A 19,353-nucleotide genomic window follows, 5' to 3' on the forward strand; every position below is an offset into this window, starting at 1 on the left:
GCCCGCACCGCCCGACCATGGGCCGCGGCGGCCGTCAGCGGCTAAGATGTCCGCCGGACACGGACCACCGCAGCAGGCTGCCGGGGCATGCAACCACAACGCGACAGCTCCCTGCCCCATCAGGCGACCTCCGGCATGCGCCTGGCGCAGCGCCTGGACCGCGGCATCTGGAGAGTGGTGCTGCTGTACGTGCTGCTGGGACTGGCGCTGTCGATCGGCAGCGACCTGGTTTTGGCGCATTTCGTAGACGATCCCCGCACGTTGATCGTCCTGCAGCTGGTCAACGACGCCCTGTTCCTGACCCTGACTGCGATCGCCCTGTACTACCTGCTGCGCCCGCTGGTGCGGGCCGCCGTGCAGGCGCACACCCGGCTGGCGCTGTCGGAGGCCGGCTACCGGCAGATGTTCCACGCCAATCCCAGCCCGATGCTGGTCTACGACCTGGAAAGCCTGCGCATCCTCGACGTGAACCCTGCCGCGGTCGCCTTCTTCGGCTGGTCGCATGACGAGTTCGTCGGCCTGGAGCTGGCGCGGCTGTGGCCGCCCAGCGCCAGCGCCCGCCTGGCCGAGGTGATCGAGACGATCCGGCAGACCCCGTCCAAGACCTGCGTGGTGGCCGAGCCGCTGCGCCTGCGCGACGGTAGCCAGTGCATGGCCGAGGCCCGCAGTACCAGCCTGGACTACCACGGCCGGCAGGCGCGGCTGGTGGTCATCAGCGACCGCAGCGCCGAGTACGACGCGCAGCGCCGCCGCGACCAGGCCCTGCAGCATCTGCAGGAGGCGCAGTCGATCGCGCGGCTGGGCTCCTGGCAACTGGACCGGGCCAGCGGCCTGGGCAGCTATTCCGAGCAGGTCTACCGGATGCTCGGCCGGCGCGTGCCGGACCAGCCGCGCCAGCACCGCCTGGAAGAGCTGCTGGTCCCGCCCGACGTGGCCTCGCAGGCGCGCATCCAGCGGGTGATCGAGGACCTGTGCGGCAGCGCGCCGCTGCAACTGGACATGCTGCTGCCGGTGCTGGCCGCCGACGGCCAGGCGCGCATGCTGCATCTGCGCGCCGAATCGTCCAGCGACGACGCAGGCGGCGCCTGCGTGCACGGCACCCTGCAGGACGTGACCGAGCACGAGCGCTCGCGGCGCCTGCTGCACGAGCGCGAGGAGCAGTTCCGCGAACTGGTGCGGGTGCTGCCGGACGGCGTGGCGATCCTGCACCAGGAACACGTGCTGTACGCCAACGCCGCCTGCGCCGGGCAGTTCGGCTTCGAGGGCGAGAACCTGCTCGGCGAGCCGCTGCAGGGCCTGGTCGACAGCGCCGACCTGGCGCTGGTACGGCAACGGATGGGCGCGGCCGGGGCCAAGGGCGAACGCGGCGCCACCGCACGCATGTGCCGCCGCGACGGCTCGCTGTTCCATGCCGGGCTGTCGTTCGGCAACGTCCGCTACAGCGGCCGCGACTGCAAGCTGCTGATCGTGCGCGACCTCAGCGAACCGGAGCGCATGCGCGACGCGCTGGCGCAGAGCAACCGCGAACTGCAGGCGATGGCGCGGCGCCTGTTCTCGTTGCAGGAAGACGAGCGGCGGGCGATCTCGCGCGACCTGCATGACGACATCGGCCAGGCGATCACCGCGATGAAGCTGTCGGCGCACGCGGCGCTGGACGAGACCGACGCCGAGCGCCGCCGCGAGGACCTCAGCGAGATCGTGAGCCTGGCCGACAGCAGCATCACCAAGCTGCGCAACCTCTCCACCCTGCTGCGGCCGCCGCAACTGGACGCGCTGGGCCTGGAAGCGGCGTTGCGCTGGCAGGCCGGCATGCTGTTCCGCGCGTCGCCGGTACGCCTGCACCTGGACATCGCCACCCTGCCCGAGCGCCCCAGCGGCGAGGTCGAACAGGCCTGCTTCCGCATCGCCCAGGAGAGCCTGACCAACGTGCTGCGCCATGCCAGCGCCGGCGAGGTGCGGATGACCCTCGGCGACGAGGAACGCCAGCGCCTGCGCCTGGAAGTGGTCGACGATGGCGACGGTTTCGATCCGGCCGGGCCGCGCGGCCTGGGCCTGATCGTGATGCGCGAGCGCGCGCAGAGCGCCGGCGGTACCCTGCAGATCGACACCGCGCCCGGCGCCGGCACCCGGGTGACGCTGTGCCTGCCCTACACCACCGCGGCACCACCGTCGCCCCCGCCTGGAACCTGAGCCGATGTGGAATCCCGCCAGCGCCGTACCCGTGGACGACGAACTGCCGTCGCGCCTGGGTGCGGGCCATCCCGCCCTGACCGGCATGATCGCCGAGGCGCTCGCCGGTGGGCCGGGGGTGATGCTGCTGCACATCGACATCGACCACTTCGCCTCGATCAACGAGAACATGAGCCCGGAGGTCGGCGACCAGGCGCTGGCGCTGCTCGCGCACCGGCTGCAGGCGCACCTGCGCGGCCGCGGCCTGCTGTGGCGCCATGGCAGCGACGAACTGGTGATGGCGGTACCGCGCACCGCCGACGTGCCGCCGCCGGAAGCCTTCGCCGAGGAGATCCGGCAGCAGATCGAGCTGCCGCTGTCGGTGCTGCCGTACACCCTGTTCATGACCGGCAAGATCGGCGTGAGCCTGTGCCCGGAGCATTCCACGCGGTTGTCGACCCTGCTCGACTTCGCCGAGGACGCGGTCTACCAGGCCGCGCGCGAAGGCGGCAACCTGGTGCGCCTGTACGCCGCCGACGGCCCGCCCAGCGCGCACAGCGAGAGCATCATCTCGCGGCAGATCGTCGACGCCATTCCCAACGGCGAGCTGCGCCTGCGCTACCAGCCGATGGTCAGCGCCCGCGACGGCCGCGTGGTCGGCATGGAATCGCTGCTGCGCTGGCAGTCGCCGACCCTGGGCATCCTGGTGCCGGAGCGCTTCATGCGCACCGCCGAGCGCCTGGGCGTGATCGTGCAGATCGGCACCTGGGTGATGGAAGGCGCGCTGCGCCAGGCGCGGTTGTGGCGCGATCAGGGCTTCGACGACTTCACCATCGCGGTCAACGTCTCCACCCTGCAACTGCTGCGCCCGACCTTCTTCAACGAGGTGATGTCGGCGCTGCAGGCGGCCGGGGTACCGCCGCAGATGGTGGTGCTGGAGATCAACGAGAGCGCGTTGACCAACAACGTCAACTTCGTCCACGAGACCCTGGCTAATCTCTGCCGCGAAGGCATCAGCCTGAGCCTGGACAACTTCGGCACCGGCGATTCCAGCCTCAGCGCACTGGTGCGCTACCCGGTGGACAAGCTGAAGATCGACCGCAGCTTCATCAAGAGCGCGCCGGCCGGCAACCGCGAAGCGGCGATCGCCCGCGCGATCATCGCCATGGGCCACCAGCTGGGCATGGTGGTGATCGCCAACGGCGTCGAGTCGCAGGCGCAGCTCGGCTTCCTGCGCCGTAACGATTGCGACATCTTCCAGGGCTACCTGTTCGGCGAACCGATGTCCGCCGAAGCCGCCGGCATGGCCCTGCGCCGGCGCTACCTGCGCCCGGAATCGTTCACCGAGACCCGACCGGACCGCACCCTGCTGCTGCTCGACGACGAAGAGAACGTGCTGCGCTCGCTGGTGCGCCTGTTCCGCCGCGACGGCTACCGCATCCTCGCCGCCGGCAACGTCCGCGACGCCTTCGACCTGCTCGCCACCAACGACGTGCAGGTGATCCTGTCCGACCAGCGCATGTCCGACATGAGCGGCACCGAGTTCCTGGGCCGGGTGAAGATGCTCTACCCCGACACCATCCGCCTGGTCCTGTCCGGCTACACCGACCTGGCCACCGTCACCGACGCGATCAACCGCGGCGCGATCTACCGCTTCCTGACCAAGCCGTGGAACGACGACGAACTGCGCGAACACATCCGCCAGGCCTTCCGCACGCACGACGAACAGCGGCGGGATGCGGGGCCCTGAGGGGCCGGGAATCGGGAACGGGGAATCGGGAATGCGAAAAGCCGCATTGCGGCTTTTCATTTTTCAGGTCAGGTCACTGAGGCGAGATCGGCGACACGGAAAGCGAACAGCGTCAGCGCTCCCGCTTTTCCTACTCCCCATTCCCGATTCCCCATTCCCCATTCCCAGCTATTAGGGCTGCCTAACAGGAATCACGATCCGGACCGTCGAGCCTTGAACAGCGGCGGGATTCGGGGTCCTGAGGGGCGGGAATCGGGAACGGGGAATCGGGAATGGGAAAAGCCGCATTGCGGCCTTTCGTTTTTCAGGTCAGTTCATTGAAACGACATCGGGTGCGGAAAGCGGCAGCGTCAGTGTTCCCGCTGTTCCGATTCCCCATTCCCGACTCCCCATTCCCAGCTACTTGGGCTGCCTAACCGGAATCACGATCCGGAACGTCGAGCCCTCGCCCACGACGCTGCTCACGTCGATGCGGCCGTGGTGCTTGTTGACGATGCCGTAGGAGATCGACAGGCCCAGGCCGGTGCCGCTGCCGACCGGCTTGGTGGTGAAGAACGGGTCGAAGATGCGTTGCAGCAGGTCCGCCGCAATGCCGGCGCCGGAGTCCTTGAACTCGATCCACACCTCCTCGCCGTCCTGGCCGGTGCTGACCACGATGGTGCCGCGCTCGCCGATCGCCTGGCCGGCGTTGAGCAGCAGGTTCATGTACACCTGGTTGAGCTCGGACGGCAGGCACTCCACCAGCGGCAGGTTGCCGTAGTGGCGCTCCAGGGTGACCTTGTACTTGAGCTCGTTCCAGATGATGTTGATCGTCGATTCCAGGCCCGAATGCAGGTCCACCAGCTTCCACGACTCCTCGCGGCCGGAATAGGAGAAGTCCTTGAGGTCGCGGACGATGCGGGTCACGCGCTCGATGCCTTCGCGCGACTCGGCCATCAGTTGCGGCAGGTCGCGGCTGATGAAATCGATGTCGAAACGGTTGCGGATGTCGTCGATTTCCGGGATCAGCGCCTTCGGATCCGGCGCGCGCAGGGCGCGCTCGTAGGCCTCGATCAGGGTGAACAGGCTGCGCAGGTATTCCTGCAGGCTGCCCAGGTTGGAATGGACATAGCCGATCGGGTTGTTGATCTCGTGGGCGACGCCGGCGGCGAGCTGGCCGATCGAGGCCATCTTCTCCGACTGCAGCAGTTTTTCCTGGGCGCCGTTGAGGCGCAGGTAGGCCTGGCGCAGCTCGGCGTGGCGTTGCTGCAGTTCCTGCTCGTAGTCCTGCTGGCCTTCGATGCCCTGGATCAGCATCAGGTAATGGCCGCCGTCCGCGTCGGCGTGGAAGTACAGGTGCGCCAGCACCACGTGCTGTTCGGTCGGCAGGCTGCCGCTCCAGCGGCCACTGCTGCGCGCCTGCGACAGCGCGTCGCCCGGCAGCCACTGCGCCAGATGCGAGGCCAATGCGCCGGTGTCGGCGCTGGAGGAGAGATGGCGGCGCGCGGCGCTGTTGGCGAGCAGCAACTGGCCGTCGGCGCGGAACAGCACCACGCCTTCGTACAGCAGTTCGCTCAGGGCGAGCAGGTTCTCGCGTGCGGGCAGGACGAGCGGTGCGTTGGGATTGATTTCGGCGAAATTCACGACAGGCGGCGGGCGATCGATGGATGCCCAATATACGCCGTTGCCGCCGGCGGATGCGCGTCCCGCAGTGGGAGTGCGCCGCGGCTTAGGCGACCGCCAGCGGACGCTGGGAGAGCGGCGTGCTGGACTCGCCGTTGGCGTCGTAGGACGACGCGCTCTCGCTGCGGCCGAGGTGGCGCAGCGCCCAGTTGACCTCGCGTCGGCGCCGCGACAGCAGCGCGCCGTTGGCGCGATTGGCGTCGGCCAGCTCACGCAGCCGCAGTTCGGCCTCGGCGCCGGCGGGCACGTCCGCCTCCAGTGCGCGCAGTGCCGCCAGTTTGGCGCTGGTCGCCTGCATGAGGCCTTCCACGTTGTGATCCAACAACGCCTGGCGCTCGCCGGCGAGCGCGTCGCTGAGCTGCTGCAGGGGGTTGGTCACGGACATGTTCATGCGCCGAGTTGCCGATCCATGTCGATCATGCGGCTGGCGATCGCGTCGGGGTTGATCTTGTAGCTGCCATTCTGCAACGCCGAGCGCACCGCATCGACGCGGCTGCTGTCCACCGCCGGCGCGGCCGACAGTTGGCGTTGCAGGGTCTGCAGGCCGGACGCTTCGCCGGTCAGGCGCAGGCTATCGGTGGCCGCGGCCGCACCGACCGCACGCTCTTTGCCTTCCTCGGACGCGCCGGAGGCGGCCTTGGTCGAGACGGACGACGTGCGAAGGGTGGCCGGGCTCGGCAAACTCCCTTCAATTTTCTGGGTCATGACGGACATCCTGTTACGGGTTCGGTGTAGGTAACGGCACAGCGTCGGAGAACTTTAGCCGGATTCTTAGCGCGTCACTAAAACGTCGCCATTTTGTGACACAGTTCCCTGAACGATGCGCTTGGACGACAGGTTTTCGACGGTCACCCGCTCGTTTTCGCCCGCATCGCCCAGTGCACGCCCGGACATGCGCACTTCCAGGCCGCCGCTGCGTGCCACCAGCGCCACATTGTCGCCGCGCCGGACCAGCCGCGGCGCGACCAGGTCGGTGGCGGACAGCAGGGTGCCGGCCGGCAGGGTTCGCCGCACCACCTTGCCGATCGCCGCTTCCGGCTCGGTCATCGCGGCGCCGACGATGCGCGCCGCGTCGCGCTTCTCGGGGACGATATCGGCCGCGCCGATGGTTTCTCCAGCGGACAGGCCGCGCGCCAGCACCAGCACATGCTGCATGCGCCGCACCTTGACCGGCACGAACAGCCGCCAGCCGGTGTCGCGCGGGCAGCTCACCTCCACGGTGGTGGTACCGGTCGGCTGCGCCTGCAACGGCACCGGGCACAGCGGCACCCGCACCGACGGGTCCAGGGTCGCCTCGGCATCGGCGTCGGCCCCGGCCAGGGACAGCGCCGCGGCGCGGATCGACTCCACCGACTGGAAGTCCGCGGCCCAGGCCGGCGTCGCCGCCAGCAGGACCAGCAATAGGATCGGGCGCATGGCCGTCTCTCTGGGAAAGGTCGCCGGCACCATGCAAAGGCCGTGCCGCAAACCGCACGACCGATCCGGACCGCGCCCTCAAGTTCCGCCGCGCAGGCGCCGATATGAACGCCATGAGTCATGACCTTCTCAACCGAATCGACCAGCGCACCCGCTTGGCGGGCCACAACCGGCTTGCCCTGCTGCTGTTCCGGCTGGGCGGTCGTCAGCTTTTTGGCGTGAACGTCTTCAAGGTGCAGGAAGTGCTGCGCCGGCCGGAGCTGTTCCAGGTGCCGGGGCTGCCGCTGCAATTCTCCGGCGTCGCCGACGTGCGCGGGCGCTCGGTGCCGGTGCTCGACCTGGGCCTGGCCATCGGCCATCCGGAGCGCGAGCCGAACGCGGACACCGCCCCAGGCTATCTGGTGGTGACCGAGTTCAACCGCTCGGTCCAGGGCTTCCTGGTCAGCGGCGTGGAACGCATCGTCAACATCGCGGTGGAGGACATCCATCCGCCGCCGGAACTGGGCGCCGAGTCCAGCTACCTGACCGCGGTGACCCGTTTCCAGGGCGAGTTGATCCAGGTGATCGACGTGGAAAGCGTGCTGGCCGACATCGCCCAGACCCGGGTCGAGGCCAACCTGGACCCGTCGCTGGCGCTCACCGGCCCGCAGCTGCAGGTGCTGGTGGTCGACGACTCGCGGGTGGCGCGGCAGCAGATCCGCAGCGTGCTGGACCAGCTCGGGGTCGGCGCGACCCTGCTGTCGGACGGCCGCCAGGCCCTGGACCATCTCTTGCAGATCCACGCCGCCGGCGAGAATCCGGCTGAACGCTACGCCATGGTGATCTCGGACATCGAGATGCCGGCCATGGACGGCTACACGCTGACGACGGAAATCCGCCGTCACCCCGGGCTGGCCGGCCTGTACGTGCTGTTGCACACCTCGCTGTCGGGCGTGTTCAACAATGCGATGGTCGAGCGCGTGGGCGCCAATGCCTTCGTGGCCAAGTACAGCCCCAACGAGCTGGCCGAGTACGTGCTGACCCGGCTGCGGGTGGTCGCCGCGGCAGCGCAAGCGGCCGCCTGACCCGGGCGCCGCGTCTCGCTGCGCGGCCTGCCTGACGTTCTAATAGAGCGCGGGCGTCCCCCGCCTCCCAAGCCCCCCCCTGATCTCCCGGGCCCCGCGCCCGCCTTTGGCACGCGCCTTGCCTATGGTTTCGGCAACGAACCGCGGGATCGTGCCATGTCCAATCCGATCACAGCCTACTTCGGCGTCCATGGCGACGCCCTGCCACTGCGCGAGCAGCGCATGAAGCTGATCGCCAGCAACCTCAGCAACGTCGACACGCCCGGGTACAAGGCCCAGGACCTGGATTTCGACGCGGCGATGCGTGCCGCGCAGGGACAGCGCGAAGGCACCCAGCTCACGGTCGACGACAGCCGCCACATCGCCGTCGGCGGCGATGGCCTGAATCCATTCCAGATCACCCGGGCCGCCAGCCAGCCCAGCATGGACGGCAACACCGTCGATCCGGACGCCGAACGCGCCGCCTACGGCCGCGCCGCGCTGGAGTACCGCGCCTCGCTGAGCTTCCTCGAATCCAAGGTGCGCAGCATGCTCACCGCGATCACGGGCCAATAAGCATGAGCAACCTGCCGATCTTCGACGTCGCCGGCTCCGCGCTGCAGGCGCAGTCGGTGCGCATGAGCACCATCGCCAGCAACCTGTCCAACGCCGATTCGGTGGCCGGTTCGGCGGAGGCGGCCTACAAGCCGATCGAGCCGATCTTCCAGGCGGTGCGCAACCCGCACGACAGCAGCCTGACCTCGGTCAACGTCAAGGAAATCGCCCAGACCAACGCACCGCCGATCAAGCGCTACGAACCCGGCCATCCGCTCGCCGACGCCGAGGGCTACATCTATTCGCCCGATGTGGACCCGGTCTCGCAGATGGTCAACCTGATCTCCGCCTCGCGCAACTACCAGGCCGGCGTGGAGGTGCTCAACACCGCCAAGGAACTGGCGCTGGCCACTCTGACCATGGGCCGCTGATCCGCCCTCCTTCCGCCGCGTCACGTCCCAGGACCGCTTTCATGAGCAGCGTCACCACCTCCACCGACACCTATTCCAGCCTGGGCCTGAGCGCCTCGGCCAACACCAGCACCACCAAGAACAAGGCGCTGCAGCAGGCGGACTTCCTGAAGCTGATGACCGAGCAACTGCAGCACCAGGATCCGCTCAAGCCGATGGACAACAGCCAGATGGTCGCGCAGATGGCGCAGCTGTCCACCGTGCAGGGCATCGGCGACCTCAACAAGACCGTCACCGCGCTGTCCTCGTCGATGAGCACTGACCAGGTGCTGCGCGGCGCCAACCTGATCGGACACAAGGTGCTGGTGCCGTCGGCGACGCTTCCGCTGGGCGCCGAGGGCAGCACCGGCGGCCTGGTCGCGGCCAAGGCCGCCGGCGTGGTCGACGTCACCGTCAGCGACGCCACCGGCCAGCCGATCAAGAAGATCAGCCTCACCGCCGACAAGGCCGGCCAGCTCGATTTCGCCTGGGACGGCACCGACGCCAGCGGCAAGCGCATGCCGGCCGGCAGCTACAGCATCACCGCTGGGCAGACCGATGCCCAGGGCAACCAACTGTCCCTGTCCACCTACGTCCAGGCGCCGGTCGAGAGCGCCATCATCGGATCGGACGGCATCTATCTCGATCTGACCGGGCTCGGCACCACGCCGCTGACCAACGTCCTCCGCGTCAGCTAACGCCACGCCGACAATCCACAGGAGTCCACCATGGGTTTCAATACATCGCTGTCCGGCCTCAGGGCGGCCAATACCGACCTCAACGTCACCGCCAACAATATCGCCAACGCCAACACCACCGGCTTCAAGGGCTCGCGCGCCGAGTTCGCCGACCAGTTCACGCTCAACGGCTACGGCCTGGCGCGCAACGCGGTGGGTTCGGGCGTGCGCGTCAGCAACGTCGCCCAGCAGTTCTCGCAGGGCACCATCGATCCGACCGGACGCAGCCTGGACCTGGCCATTTCCGGCTCCGGCTTCTTCACCCTGTCCAACAACGGCGCCCGCGTGTACTCGCGCGCCGGCAACTTCCAGACCGACGCCAACGGCTATGTGGTCAATCCGCAGGGCGCGCGGCTGCAGGTGTTCCCGCCGGCGAGCAACGGCAACGGCTTCGCCGCCGGCACCTTGACCGACCTGCAGCTGCTGACCACCGACAGCCCGCCCAAGCAGACCAGCACGGTCAACCTGACCTTCACCCTGCCCGGCAACACCCAGCCGCCGACGGTGACCACGTTCGATCCGAACGACGCCAACAGCTACAACAACTCCAGCGGCGGCACCACGGTGTACGACTCGCTGGGCGTGGCCCACGTGCAGACCTCGTACTTCGTCAAGACCTCCACGCCCAACCAGTGGACCGTCTACAACTACGTGGACGGCGTCGCCGCCGGCGGTGCCAGCACGCTGCAGTTCTCCAACAGCGGCGCGCTGGTCAGCCCGGCCGACGGCAAGATCGCGCTGGGCACCTTCACGCCCTCCACCGGCGCCGGCACCCTGTCGCTGACCCTCAACGTGTTCGGGTCGACCCAGTACGGCGAAGCCTTCGCCCTGCGCGGCGCGACCCAGGACGGCTACGCCAGCGGCAAGCTCAACTCGATCAGCATCGACGAGAAGGGCATCGTCTACGCGCGCTACTCCAACAACGCCGACAAGGCGCTGGGCCAGATCGCAGTGACCAACTTCGTCAATCCGCAGGGCCTGAGTTCGCTCGGCGACAACGCCTGGGCGGAAAGCTCGGCGTCGGGCATCGCCCGCACCGGCTCGCCGGCGACCTCGGACTTCGGCAGCGTGCAGTCCGGCGCACTGGAATCCTCGACCGTCGACCTGACCGAGCAGCTGGTCAACATGATCGTGGCCCAGCGCAACTTCCAGGCGAACTCGCAGGTGATCTCGACCCAGGATCAGGTCACGCAGACCATCATCAATATGCGTTGATGACCACCGGGAATCGGGAATGGGGAAACGGGAATCGTAAACGCGGTTCCCGCCACCGACCTCCCGCTTTCCGCCATTCCCGATTCCCCATTCCCGGTTCCCTCCAATGGACAAAGCCCTCTACGTCGCCATGACCGGCGCCCGCGCGTCGCTGCAGGCGCAGGCCACCGTGTCGCACAACCTGGCCAACGTCGAGACCTCCGGGTTCAAGGCGGCGCTGGCCAATACCGAGGCCTATCGGATTCCTGGCGCCGGTTATCCGTCGCGGATCGATGCGCTGCACATCGACCAGGGGTTCAACCGCGACGTCGGCGCCCAGCACCAGACCGGCAATCCACTGGATCTGTCGCTGGATGCCGATCGCTGGCTGGCGGTGCAGTCCGCCGACGGCAAGGAGGCCTATACGCGCGGCGGCGAATTGGCGCTGACCCCGAACGGTCAACTGGTCACCGCCAGCGGCCATGCGGTGCTCGACGACCAGGGCAATCCGGTGGCGATTCCGCCGCACCAGTCGCTGGAGATCGGCAACGACGGCACGGTGTCGATCGTGCCGCTGGGCGAAGCGCCCACCGCGATGAGCACCATCGCCACGCTGAAGGTGGTGCAGGCACCGGCGAACCAGCTCACGCGCAGGCCCGACGGCCTGATGCGCAATGTCAGCGACGATCCGGCCAAGGCCTTTGCGCCGGCCACCGGCAATTCGCTGCGAACCGGGGTACTCGAGGGCAGCAACGTCGATGCCGCCGGCGCGCTGGTGCAGATGATCCAGTTGCAGCGCCAGTTCGAAATGCAGGTGAAGGTCATCAAGAACGGCGACGAGAACGCGCAGTCGGCCAACACCCTGCTGCGTCTGAACGGCTAAGGCACGCCGCGGCGCCAGCGGCGCCGGTTTGGCACGGCACGTGCATCACTCCCTGCGCCCCCGGCGCGTCGTGCCGGGGCCACCATCAGAGGAACTCGGGTCATGAATCAGGCTTTGTGGGTCGCCAAGACCGGACTGGATGCGCAGCAGACGCGCATGTCGGTCGTCTCCAACAACCTGGCCAACACCAACACCACCGGTTTCAAGCGCGACCGCGCCAACTTCGAGGACCTGCTGTACCAACAGCTGCGGCAGCCAGGCGGCGCCAGCTCCTCGCAGACGCAGCTGCCCTCGGGCCTGCAGGTGGGTACCGGCGTGCGCGTGGTCGCCACCGCCAAGGATTTCGAGCAGGGCAGCCAGCAGCAGACCGATCGCGCCCTGGACGTGATGGTCAACGGCCGCGGCTTCTTCGAAGTGCAGATGCCGGACGGCACCTCGGCCTACACCCGCGACGGCAGCTTCCAGATCGATGCGCAGGGCCAGCTGGTCACCAACAGCGGCTACCCGATCCAGCCGGGCATCCAGATCCCGGAAGGCGCGCAGTCGGTGACCATCGGCTCCGACGGCACGGTGAGCGTGCAGGTCGCCGGTACCGCCGCGGCGCTGCAGGTCGGCGCGCTGACCCTGACCGACTTCATCAATCCCTCCGGCCTGCAGGCCCAGGGCCAGAACCTGTATGTGGAAACCGCCGCCTCCGGGCCGGCGACGAACGGCACGCCCGGCCTCAACGGCCTCGGCAAGATCGCGCAGGGCGCGCTGGAAGGCAGCAACGTCAATGTGGTGGAAGAGCTGGTGAGCATGATCGAGACCCAGCGCGCCTACGAGATGAACGCCAAGGCCATCTCCACCACCGACTCGATGCTCGGCTATCTGAACAACAACGTCTGATCCCCTCGCCTCCGGAATCCGCCATGTCGCGCCTGTCCTCTCTCTCCTTCTCCGCCGCGCTGCTGCTGCCGGTCCTGCTCGGCGGTTGCGCCGGTCTGGGCGTGGCCGCCGGCGACGTGCGTCCGTACGCGCCGATGGCGCCGATCGTGCCGGTGATGGCGCCGCAGGCGCAGCCGACCGCGGGTGCGATCTACGCCGCCGGCCCCGGCCTGCAGCTGTACTCCGATCGCCGCGCCCGCGACGTCGGCGACCTGCTGACCATCACCCTGGTCGAAAGCACCAACGCCAGCAGCACCGCCAACACCAGCATCAGCAAGAAGGACGCGGTGACCATGGCCACGCCGACCCTGCTCGGCGCGCCGCTCACCGTCAACGGCACCAACATCCTCAACAACTCCACCAGCGGCGACCGCAGCTTCGCCGGCAAGGGCAACACCGCGCAGAGCAACACCATGCAAGGCAGCATCACCGTGACCGTGATGCAGCGCCTGCCCAACGGCAACCTGGTGATCCAGGGCCAGAAGAACCTGCGCCTGAACCAGGGCGACGAACTGGTGCAGGTGCAGGGCGTGGTCCGCGCCGCCGACATCGCCCCGGACAACACCATTCCCTCCAGCAAGGTGGCCGAAGCGCGCATCGCCTACGGCGGCCGCGGCGCGGTCGCGCAGTCCAACGCGATGGGCTGGCTGAGCCGCTTCTTCAACTCGCGCATCTCGCCGTACTGAGGCCCGCCATGACTCTCCTGTCCCTGCCCTGCCGCCTGATCGCTGCCGTCGCCCTGTGCGCCGGCCTGGCCGCGCCGGCCGCGGCCGAACGCATCAAGGACCTGGCCCAGGTCGGCGGCGTGCGCAACAACGCGCTGGTCGGCTACGGCCTGGTGGTCGGCCTGGACGGCAGCGGCGACCGCACCAGCCAGGCGCCCTTCACCGTGCAGAGCCTGAAGAACATGCTCGGCGAGCTGGGCGTCAACGTGCCGGCCAACGTCAACCCGCAGTTGAAGAACGTGGCCGCGGTGGCGATCAGCGCGCAGCTGCCGGCGTTCGCCAAGCCGGGCCAGACCATCGACATCACCGTCTCCTCGATCGGCAACGCCATCTCGCTGCGCGGCGGCACCTTGCTGATGGCGCCGCTGAAGGGCGCCGATGGCCAGGTCTATGCGGTCGCACAGGGCAACCTGGTGGTCGGCGGCTTCGGCGCGCAGGGCAAGGACGGTTCGCGGATCTCGGTGAACGTGCCCAGCGTCGGCCTGATCCCCAACGGCGCGACGGTGGAACGTGCGCTGCCGGACGTGTTCGGCAACACCGGCGAGATCACTCTCAACCTGCACCAGCCCGATTTCACCACCGTCTCTCGCATGGTCTCGGCGCTGGAAAGCACCTTCGGCCCCGGCAGCGCGCATGCGGTGGACGGCTCCACCGTGGCGGTGCGTTCGCCCACCGACCAGAGCGCACGGATCGGCCTGCTGGCACGGATCGAGAACGTCGAGCTGTCGCCGGGTGCGGCACCGGCCAAGGTGGTGGTCAACGCCCGCACCGGCACGGTGGTGATCGGCTCGCAGGTCCGGGTCAGCCCGGCGGCGATCTCGCACGGCTCGCTGACGGTGACCATCAGCGAAGGCACCCAGGTCAGCCAGCCCAATGCGCTGAGTGGCGGCCAGACCGTGGCCACGCCCAAGTCCACCATCACCGCCACCAACGAAGGCAGCCGCATGTTCAAGTTCGAGGGCGGCACCTCGCTGGATCAGATCGTGCGGGCGGTCAACGAGGTCGGCGCCGCGCCTGGCGACCTGATCGCGATTCTGGAAGCGCTCAAGCAGGCCGGTGCCCTGAGCGCGGAGCTGGAGGTGATCTGACATGCGTATCTCGGCCGCTCCCTTCGACCTGCACGCCTCTACCCAGAACGATCCGGCCAAGATCGACAAGGTCTCGCGCCAGCTCGAAGGGCAGTTCGCCAACATGCTGGTCAAAAGCATGCGCGAGGCCAGTTTCGGCAATTCGCTGTTCCCCGGCGAGAACCAGACCTTCCGCGACATGTACGACCAGCAGCTCGCCAAGGGCCTGACCGACGGCAAGGGGCTGGGCCTGGCGGCGATGATCTCCAAGCAGCTCGGTGGCGGCCAGCCGGCGGCGACCACGCCGGCCAATACCTCGCTGGGCGCGGCCAAGGCGGCCAAGGCCTACTCGCTGGTGTCCGGCCAGTCCGGCAACGGCCCGATGGCGCTGCAGGGCGAAGCCGCGCTTGCCGCCGGTGCCACGGCCGGCGCCGGCGTCGGCCCGTGGAGCGGCGCCGAGGCGACCGCCGCCCCGCAGCAGCAGGTGCTGGACATGATCGCCGGCCGCGAGAGCAGCGCCATGCACCAGGCCATCGGCAGCAGCCCGGCCGACGGCAGCGCCGGCCTGTCCTGGGCCGGTGCCGACGACCGCTGGTCGAACGTGCAGGCGGCCGCCGACAGCGGCACCGCCATCGATCCCAGCGCCGCCGCGGCCGCCAACGCCGCCGCGGCCAGCCTCGGCGAGCGCACCCCGGAAGGCTTCGTCGCCAAGATCTGGAACCATGCGCAGAAGGCCGCGCAGGAACTGGGCGTGGACGCGCGCGCCCTGGTCGCGCAGGCCGCGCTGGAGACAGGCTGGGGCCGCCGCGGCATTTCCCGCGGCGACGGCGCCAGTTCCAACAACCTGTTCGGGATCAAGGCCACCGGCTGGAACGGCGACCGCGTGACCACCGGCACCCACGAGTACGTGGACGGGGTCAAGCAGTCGCAGACCGCCGATTTCCGTGCCTATTCCTCGCCGGCGGAAAGCTTCGCCGACTACGTGCGCCTGCTGAAGACCAATCCGCGCTACCAGCAGGCGCTGAAGGCCGGCACCGACATCCGCGGCTTCGCCCAGGGCCTGCAGCGCGCCGGCTACGCCACCGATCCTGCCTACGCAGCCAAGATCGCCGCCATCGCCGGCGGCCCGACCATCGGCCGCGCGGTTGCCGCGATCGGCAGCGCCGCCGCCGGCGGCATCGAGCGCGTGCTGGCCAGCACCGTCGATCCGTCCGGCCTCGTGCGCCGTTGAGGTAGCCGTCCATGTCCATCCTCTCCACCGGTACCGGCGCCCTGCTCGCCTTCCAGCGGGCCCTGTCCACGGTCAGCCACAACGTCGCCAACATCAATACCGACGGCTACAGCCGGCAGCGGACGACGTTCGCGACCACGGTCCCGAGCCAGTACGGCAGCGAGTTCATCGGCAACGGCACCCAGATCACCGACGTCTCCCGCGTCGCCGACCAGCTGGCGATCTCGCGCCTGTTCGACAGCACCGGCGAAGTCGCCCGGCTGAAGCAGCTCTCCAGCCTGTCCAGCCGCGTCGACGGGCTGTTCTCGGACAAGGCCACCAGCATCGCCGGGCAGTGGTCGAACTTCTTCGACGCCACCACCGGCCTGTCCTCCAATGCCTCGGCCAGCGCCAACCGGCAGAATCTGCTGGACGCCGGCAATTCGCTGGTCACCCGCTTCAAGCAGCTCAACGGCCAGCTCGATTCGCTCGGCAGCGAAGTCAACAACGGCCTGCTGGCCGGCACCGCCGAGGCCAACCGCCTGGCCACCGAGATCGCCAAGCTCAACGGCCAGATCGGCTCCAACGCCAATGCCGCCGCACCGGACCTGCTCGATCGCCGCGACCAGATGATCGGCCAGCTCATCGGCTACACCGGCGGCAGCGTCATCCAGCAGGACGGCGGGATGATGAACGTCTACACCTCCGGCGGCCAGGCGATGGTGGTCGGCACCAATGCGTCGACCCTGGTCACCAGTCCCGATCCCTACCAGCCGGAAAAGCTGCAGATCGCGCTGAAGACGCCGGGCGGCTCGACGCCGCTCACCAGCAAGGCGCTGGGCGGGCAGATCGGCGGCTTCCTGGAGTTCCGCAGCAACGTCCTGGATCCGACCAAGGCCGAACTCGGCCGCATCGCCACCGGCGTGGCCAGCAGCTACAACCAGCAGCACCGCGCCGGCATGGACCTGTACGGGCAGATGGGCGGCGATTTCTTCAACCTGCCGGCGCCGACCGTGGACGGCAACAGCGCCAACACCGGCACCGCGGCGTTCACCGCCAACGTCAGCGACCTGAGCAAGCTCGACGGGCAGAACCTGCTGCTGACCTACAACGGCACCGCCTGGAGCGCCAGCCGCGCCGACACCGGCGCCAGCGTCCCAATGAGCGGCTCCGGCACCAACGCCGATCCGTTCGTGGTCAACGGCGTGACCCTGCAGGTCTCCGGCACCGCCGCCAGCGGCGACAAGTTCCTGCTGCAGCCCACCGCCAATGCCATCAGCAAGCTGTCCGTGGCCATCAGCGACCCCTCGCGCATCGCCGCGGCGACGCCGATCCAGGCCAGCGCCACGCTCAGCAACCAGGGCACCGGCAAGGTCAGCAATGTCACCGCGACCAACGCCAGCAATGCCAACCTGCTGACGCCGGCGAACATCGCCTTCATCGATTCCACCCACTACTCGATCAACGGCGGCGCGCCGCAGACCTACACCGCCGGCCAGACCATCAGCGCCAACGGCTGGAGCCTGACCATGGACGGCGTCCCGTCCGCCGGCGACAGCTTCGCGGTGGGCCCGACCGGGGTCGGCTCGAGCAACAACGGCAATGCCCTGCTGCTGTCCAACCTGGACGATGCCAAGGCCTTCAACGGCGGCACCATCACCCTCAACGGTGCGGTGGCCGGCCTGACCACCACGGTCGGCTCGGCGGCGCGCCAGGCCAAGTACGCGGCCGACGCGCAGGACGTGATCCAGAGCAGCGCACAGGACGCGCGCGACTCGCTGTCCGGCGTCAACCTCGACGAGGAAGCGGCGGACATGCTGCGGCTGCAGCAGGCCTACCAGGCGGCCTCGCGCCTGATCTCCACCGCCGACACCCTGTTCCAGTCCATCCTGAGCGCGGTCCGATGAGCAATCGCATCTCCAGCGGCATGATCTTCAATCAGTCGCTCAACACCATGCTCGGCAAGCAGGCGACGATCTCGCACCTGCAGCAACAGCTCTCCACCGGTCAGCGCATCGTCAGTGCGGCCGACGATCCGGTCGCCGCGGGCACCGCGGTCAGCCTGGACCGCACGGTGGCCGCGCTGGCGCGCTTCGGCGACAACGCCAACAACGTGCAGAACCGGCTCAACCTGCAGGAAAACTCGCTCGCGCAGGCCGGCGACCTGATGGCGCGGGTCAAGGATCTGACGGTGGAAGCCAATAGTTCGGCGCTGACCACGCCCGACCGCAAGGCCATCGCCGCGGAGCTGAAGACCCTGCACGACAGCCTGCTGAGCCTGTCCAACAGCACCGACGGCTCCGGCCGCTACCTGTTCGGCGGCACCGCCGACGATGCGGCCCCGTTCGCCGTGGTCTCGGGCAACGTGGTCTACAGCGGCAACCAGACCCAGCGCAGCGTGGAAGTGGCACCGGACACCAAGGTCTCCGACACCCTGCCCGGCAGCGAGATCTTCATGCGCGTGCCCACCGGCGACGGCACCGTGGACGCGCATGCGGCCGCCGGCAACACCGGCACCGGCCTGCTGCTGGATTTCAGCCGCGACGGCTCCGGCAGCGCCTGGAACGGCAGCAGCTACAGTGTCGTGTTCACCGCCGCCACCACCTATGAAGTGCGCGACAGCAGTGGCGCGGTGGTCAACACCGGCACCTATGCCGCCGGCGAGAGCATTGGCCTGCCCGGCTTGAAGATGCGCGTGGACGGCGCCCCCGCCGCCGGCGACAGCTTCCAGATCGGCGCCTCGACCACCAAGGACGTGTTCTCCACCATCAGCAACCTGGTCAACCTGCTCAACACCGATCCGATTACTCCGGCCGCCAAGGCTGCGCTGCAGAACGGTCTGCAGTCGTCGATGCGCGACATCACCCAGGCCTCGTCGAAGATGATCGATGCGCGCGCCGCCGGCGGCGCCCAGCTCGCGGCGATCGACAACGCCACCGACCTGCGCGCCTCCAACGACGTGACCCTGAAGACCACCCTGTCCTCGCTGCGCGACCTCGACTACGCCCAGGCGATCTCCCAGTACCAACTGGAACAGTCGGCGCTGAAAGCGGCACAGACCATCTTTACCCAGATGCAAAGGATGTCGCTGTTCGACCGGCTCGGCTGATCGGCGATATACCGGATATACAGAAAGGCCCGGAGCGCGGCAACGCTTCCGGGCCTTTCGCGTTATACAAAGATCGTCATCGCCGCTGGATAAGTAGACAACGCGCAGGCAGCCCTAAAGTTTGCCGAAGTGCGGCCGAGAAAGGCTCTCCGCGGTATTCCTGGTGTTTTGCGCATCGCCGGAACGGCAAATTTTCTGCAGTAAATCGCTAAAGGTTGCGAGCCTGTCGCCGTTACTTATATCACCAGCCGCACTGGCCAAATTGATGGCCCCCTGCGGAGACTCCAGGCACCAACCGGTTGCCGGACAAATCGCTTAGAGGAGATATCAAAATGGCACAGGTCATCAATACCAACGTAATGTCGCTGAACGCTCAGCGGAACCTCAACACCACCAGCGCCAGCCTGGCGACGACGATCCAGCGCCTGTCCTCGGGCCTGCGCATCAACAGCGCCAA

Annotated in this window: 18 protein-coding genes and 1 pseudogene; 15 read left to right on the top strand and 4 right to left on the bottom strand. The window is 68.3% G+C overall.

Annotated elements, in window-relative coordinates:
• Positions 1 to 87: 87 nt before the first annotated feature.
• Both ACHWVH_RS11170 and ACHWVH_RS11175 read left to right on the top strand, forming a co-directional pair.
• Positions 88 to 2,190 (top strand): PAS domain S-box protein, encoded by a 2,103-nt coding sequence (locus tag ACHWVH_RS11170; protein WP_394687164.1) that lies wholly within the window; start codon positions 88 to 90, stop codon positions 2,188 to 2,190.
• Between the two features lie 4 nt (positions 2,191 to 2,194).
• Positions 2,195 to 3,919, top strand: coding sequence for an EAL domain-containing protein (locus ACHWVH_RS11175; RefSeq protein ID WP_010341742.1), 1,725 nt, complete (start codon positions 2,195 to 2,197; stop codon positions 3,917 to 3,919).
• 399 nt (positions 3,920 to 4,318) lie between these two features.
• Here ACHWVH_RS11175 and ACHWVH_RS11180 read toward each other — a convergent pair whose 3' ends face one another.
• The 4 genes from ACHWVH_RS11180 to flgA form a co-directional block, all read right to left on the bottom strand.
• A complete protein-coding gene (locus ACHWVH_RS11180; RefSeq protein WP_153752804.1) occupies positions 4,319 to 5,503 on the bottom strand; it encodes an ATP-binding protein in 1,185 nt (394 codons plus the stop codon).
• 124 nt (positions 5,504 to 5,627) lie between these two features.
• Entirely contained in the window at positions 5,628 to 5,966 is a 339-nt protein-coding gene (locus tag ACHWVH_RS11185) for a flagella protein (RefSeq protein ID WP_026143350.1), read from the bottom strand.
• 2 nt (positions 5,967 to 5,968) lie between these two features.
• Positions 5,969 to 6,286 carry a flagellar biosynthesis anti-sigma factor FlgM gene (flgM, locus tag ACHWVH_RS11190; RefSeq protein WP_026143351.1) on the bottom strand — a complete coding sequence of 106 codons (318 nt, stop codon included), beginning with the start codon at positions 6,284 to 6,286 and terminating at the stop codon, positions 5,969 to 5,971.
• 66 nt (positions 6,287 to 6,352) lie between these two features.
• The gene (gene flgA / locus ACHWVH_RS11195; RefSeq protein ID WP_295925810.1) at positions 6,353 to 6,997 is read right to left on the bottom strand and encodes a flagellar basal body P-ring formation chaperone FlgA; all 645 of its coding nucleotides are present in this window, start codon (positions 6,995 to 6,997) and stop codon (positions 6,353 to 6,355) included.
• 113 nt (positions 6,998 to 7,110) lie between these two features.
• On the opposite strand from flgA, the gene ACHWVH_RS11200 reads away from it, so the two are divergent.
• From ACHWVH_RS11200 to ACHWVH_RS11260, 13 genes and pseudogenes are all read left to right on the top strand, one after another.
• Positions 7,111 to 8,061, top strand: a complete 951-nt coding sequence (locus ACHWVH_RS11200) for a chemotaxis protein (RefSeq protein WP_026143352.1) — start codon at positions 7,111 to 7,113, stop codon at positions 8,059 to 8,061.
• 156 nt (positions 8,062 to 8,217) lie between these two features.
• The gene (gene flgB, locus ACHWVH_RS11205; RefSeq protein WP_152236878.1) at positions 8,218 to 8,616 is read left to right on the top strand and encodes a flagellar basal body rod protein FlgB; all 399 of its coding nucleotides are present in this window, start codon (positions 8,218 to 8,220) and stop codon (positions 8,614 to 8,616) included.
• Positions 8,617 to 8,618: 2 nt separating this feature from the next.
• Positions 8,619 to 9,026, top strand: a complete 408-nt coding sequence (flgC, locus tag ACHWVH_RS11210) for a flagellar basal body rod protein FlgC (protein WP_017908570.1) — start codon at positions 8,619 to 8,621, stop codon at positions 9,024 to 9,026.
• A gap of 41 nt (positions 9,027 to 9,067) precedes the next feature.
• A complete protein-coding gene (locus ACHWVH_RS11215) occupies positions 9,068 to 9,742 on the top strand; it encodes a flagellar hook capping FlgD N-terminal domain-containing protein (protein ID WP_017908571.1) in 675 nt (224 codons plus the stop codon).
• Positions 9,743 to 9,772: 30 nt separating this feature from the next.
• Positions 9,773 to 10,996, top strand: coding sequence for a flagellar hook protein FlgE (flgE, locus tag ACHWVH_RS11220; protein ID WP_043091976.1), 1,224 nt, complete (start codon positions 9,773 to 9,775; stop codon positions 10,994 to 10,996).
• 106 nt (positions 10,997 to 11,102) lie between these two features.
• Positions 11,103 to 11,858, top strand: coding sequence for a flagellar basal body rod protein FlgF (locus ACHWVH_RS11225; RefSeq protein WP_394687165.1), 756 nt, complete (start codon positions 11,103 to 11,105; stop codon positions 11,856 to 11,858).
• Between the two features lie 102 nt (positions 11,859 to 11,960).
• Positions 11,961 to 12,746: a flagellar basal-body rod protein FlgG gene (gene flgG, locus ACHWVH_RS11230; RefSeq protein ID WP_017908574.1), complete on the top strand. Its 786-nt coding sequence runs from the start codon at positions 11,961 to 11,963 to the stop codon at positions 12,744 to 12,746.
• Positions 12,747 to 12,769: 23 nt separating this feature from the next.
• The gene (gene flgH / locus ACHWVH_RS11235; RefSeq protein ID WP_017908575.1) at positions 12,770 to 13,471 is read left to right on the top strand and encodes a flagellar basal body L-ring protein FlgH; all 702 of its coding nucleotides are present in this window, start codon (positions 12,770 to 12,772) and stop codon (positions 13,469 to 13,471) included.
• Positions 13,472 to 13,479: 8 nt separating this feature from the next.
• Positions 13,480 to 14,598, top strand: a complete 1,119-nt coding sequence (locus tag ACHWVH_RS11240) for a flagellar basal body P-ring protein FlgI (RefSeq protein ID WP_295840868.1) — start codon at positions 13,480 to 13,482, stop codon at positions 14,596 to 14,598.
• 1 nt (position 14,599) lies between these two features.
• On the top strand, positions 14,600 to 15,808 hold the full coding sequence (flgJ, locus tag ACHWVH_RS11245; RefSeq protein WP_152236877.1) for a flagellar assembly peptidoglycan hydrolase FlgJ: 1,209 nt from the start codon (positions 14,600 to 14,602) through the stop codon (positions 15,806 to 15,808).
• Positions 15,809 to 15,819: 11 nt separating this feature from the next.
• A complete protein-coding gene (gene flgK / locus ACHWVH_RS11250; protein ID WP_267099857.1) occupies positions 15,820 to 17,694 on the top strand; it encodes a flagellar hook-associated protein FlgK in 1,875 nt (624 codons plus the stop codon).
• Positions 17,691 to 18,896: a flagellar hook-associated protein FlgL gene (gene flgL / locus ACHWVH_RS11255; RefSeq protein WP_017915411.1), complete on the top strand. Its 1,206-nt coding sequence runs from the start codon at positions 17,691 to 17,693 to the stop codon at positions 18,894 to 18,896. Before flgK ends, flgL begins: the two co-directional genes overlap by 4 nt.
• Before the next feature lie 332 nt (positions 18,897 to 19,228).
• Positions 19,229 to 19,353, top strand: a pseudogene (locus tag ACHWVH_RS11260) (flagellin); the annotation flags it as partial.

Origin of the sequence: uncultured Xanthomonas sp., assembly GCF_964278005.1 — a bacterium.
GTDB lineage: Bacteria > Pseudomonadota > Gammaproteobacteria > Xanthomonadales > Xanthomonadaceae > Xanthomonas_A > Xanthomonas_A sontii.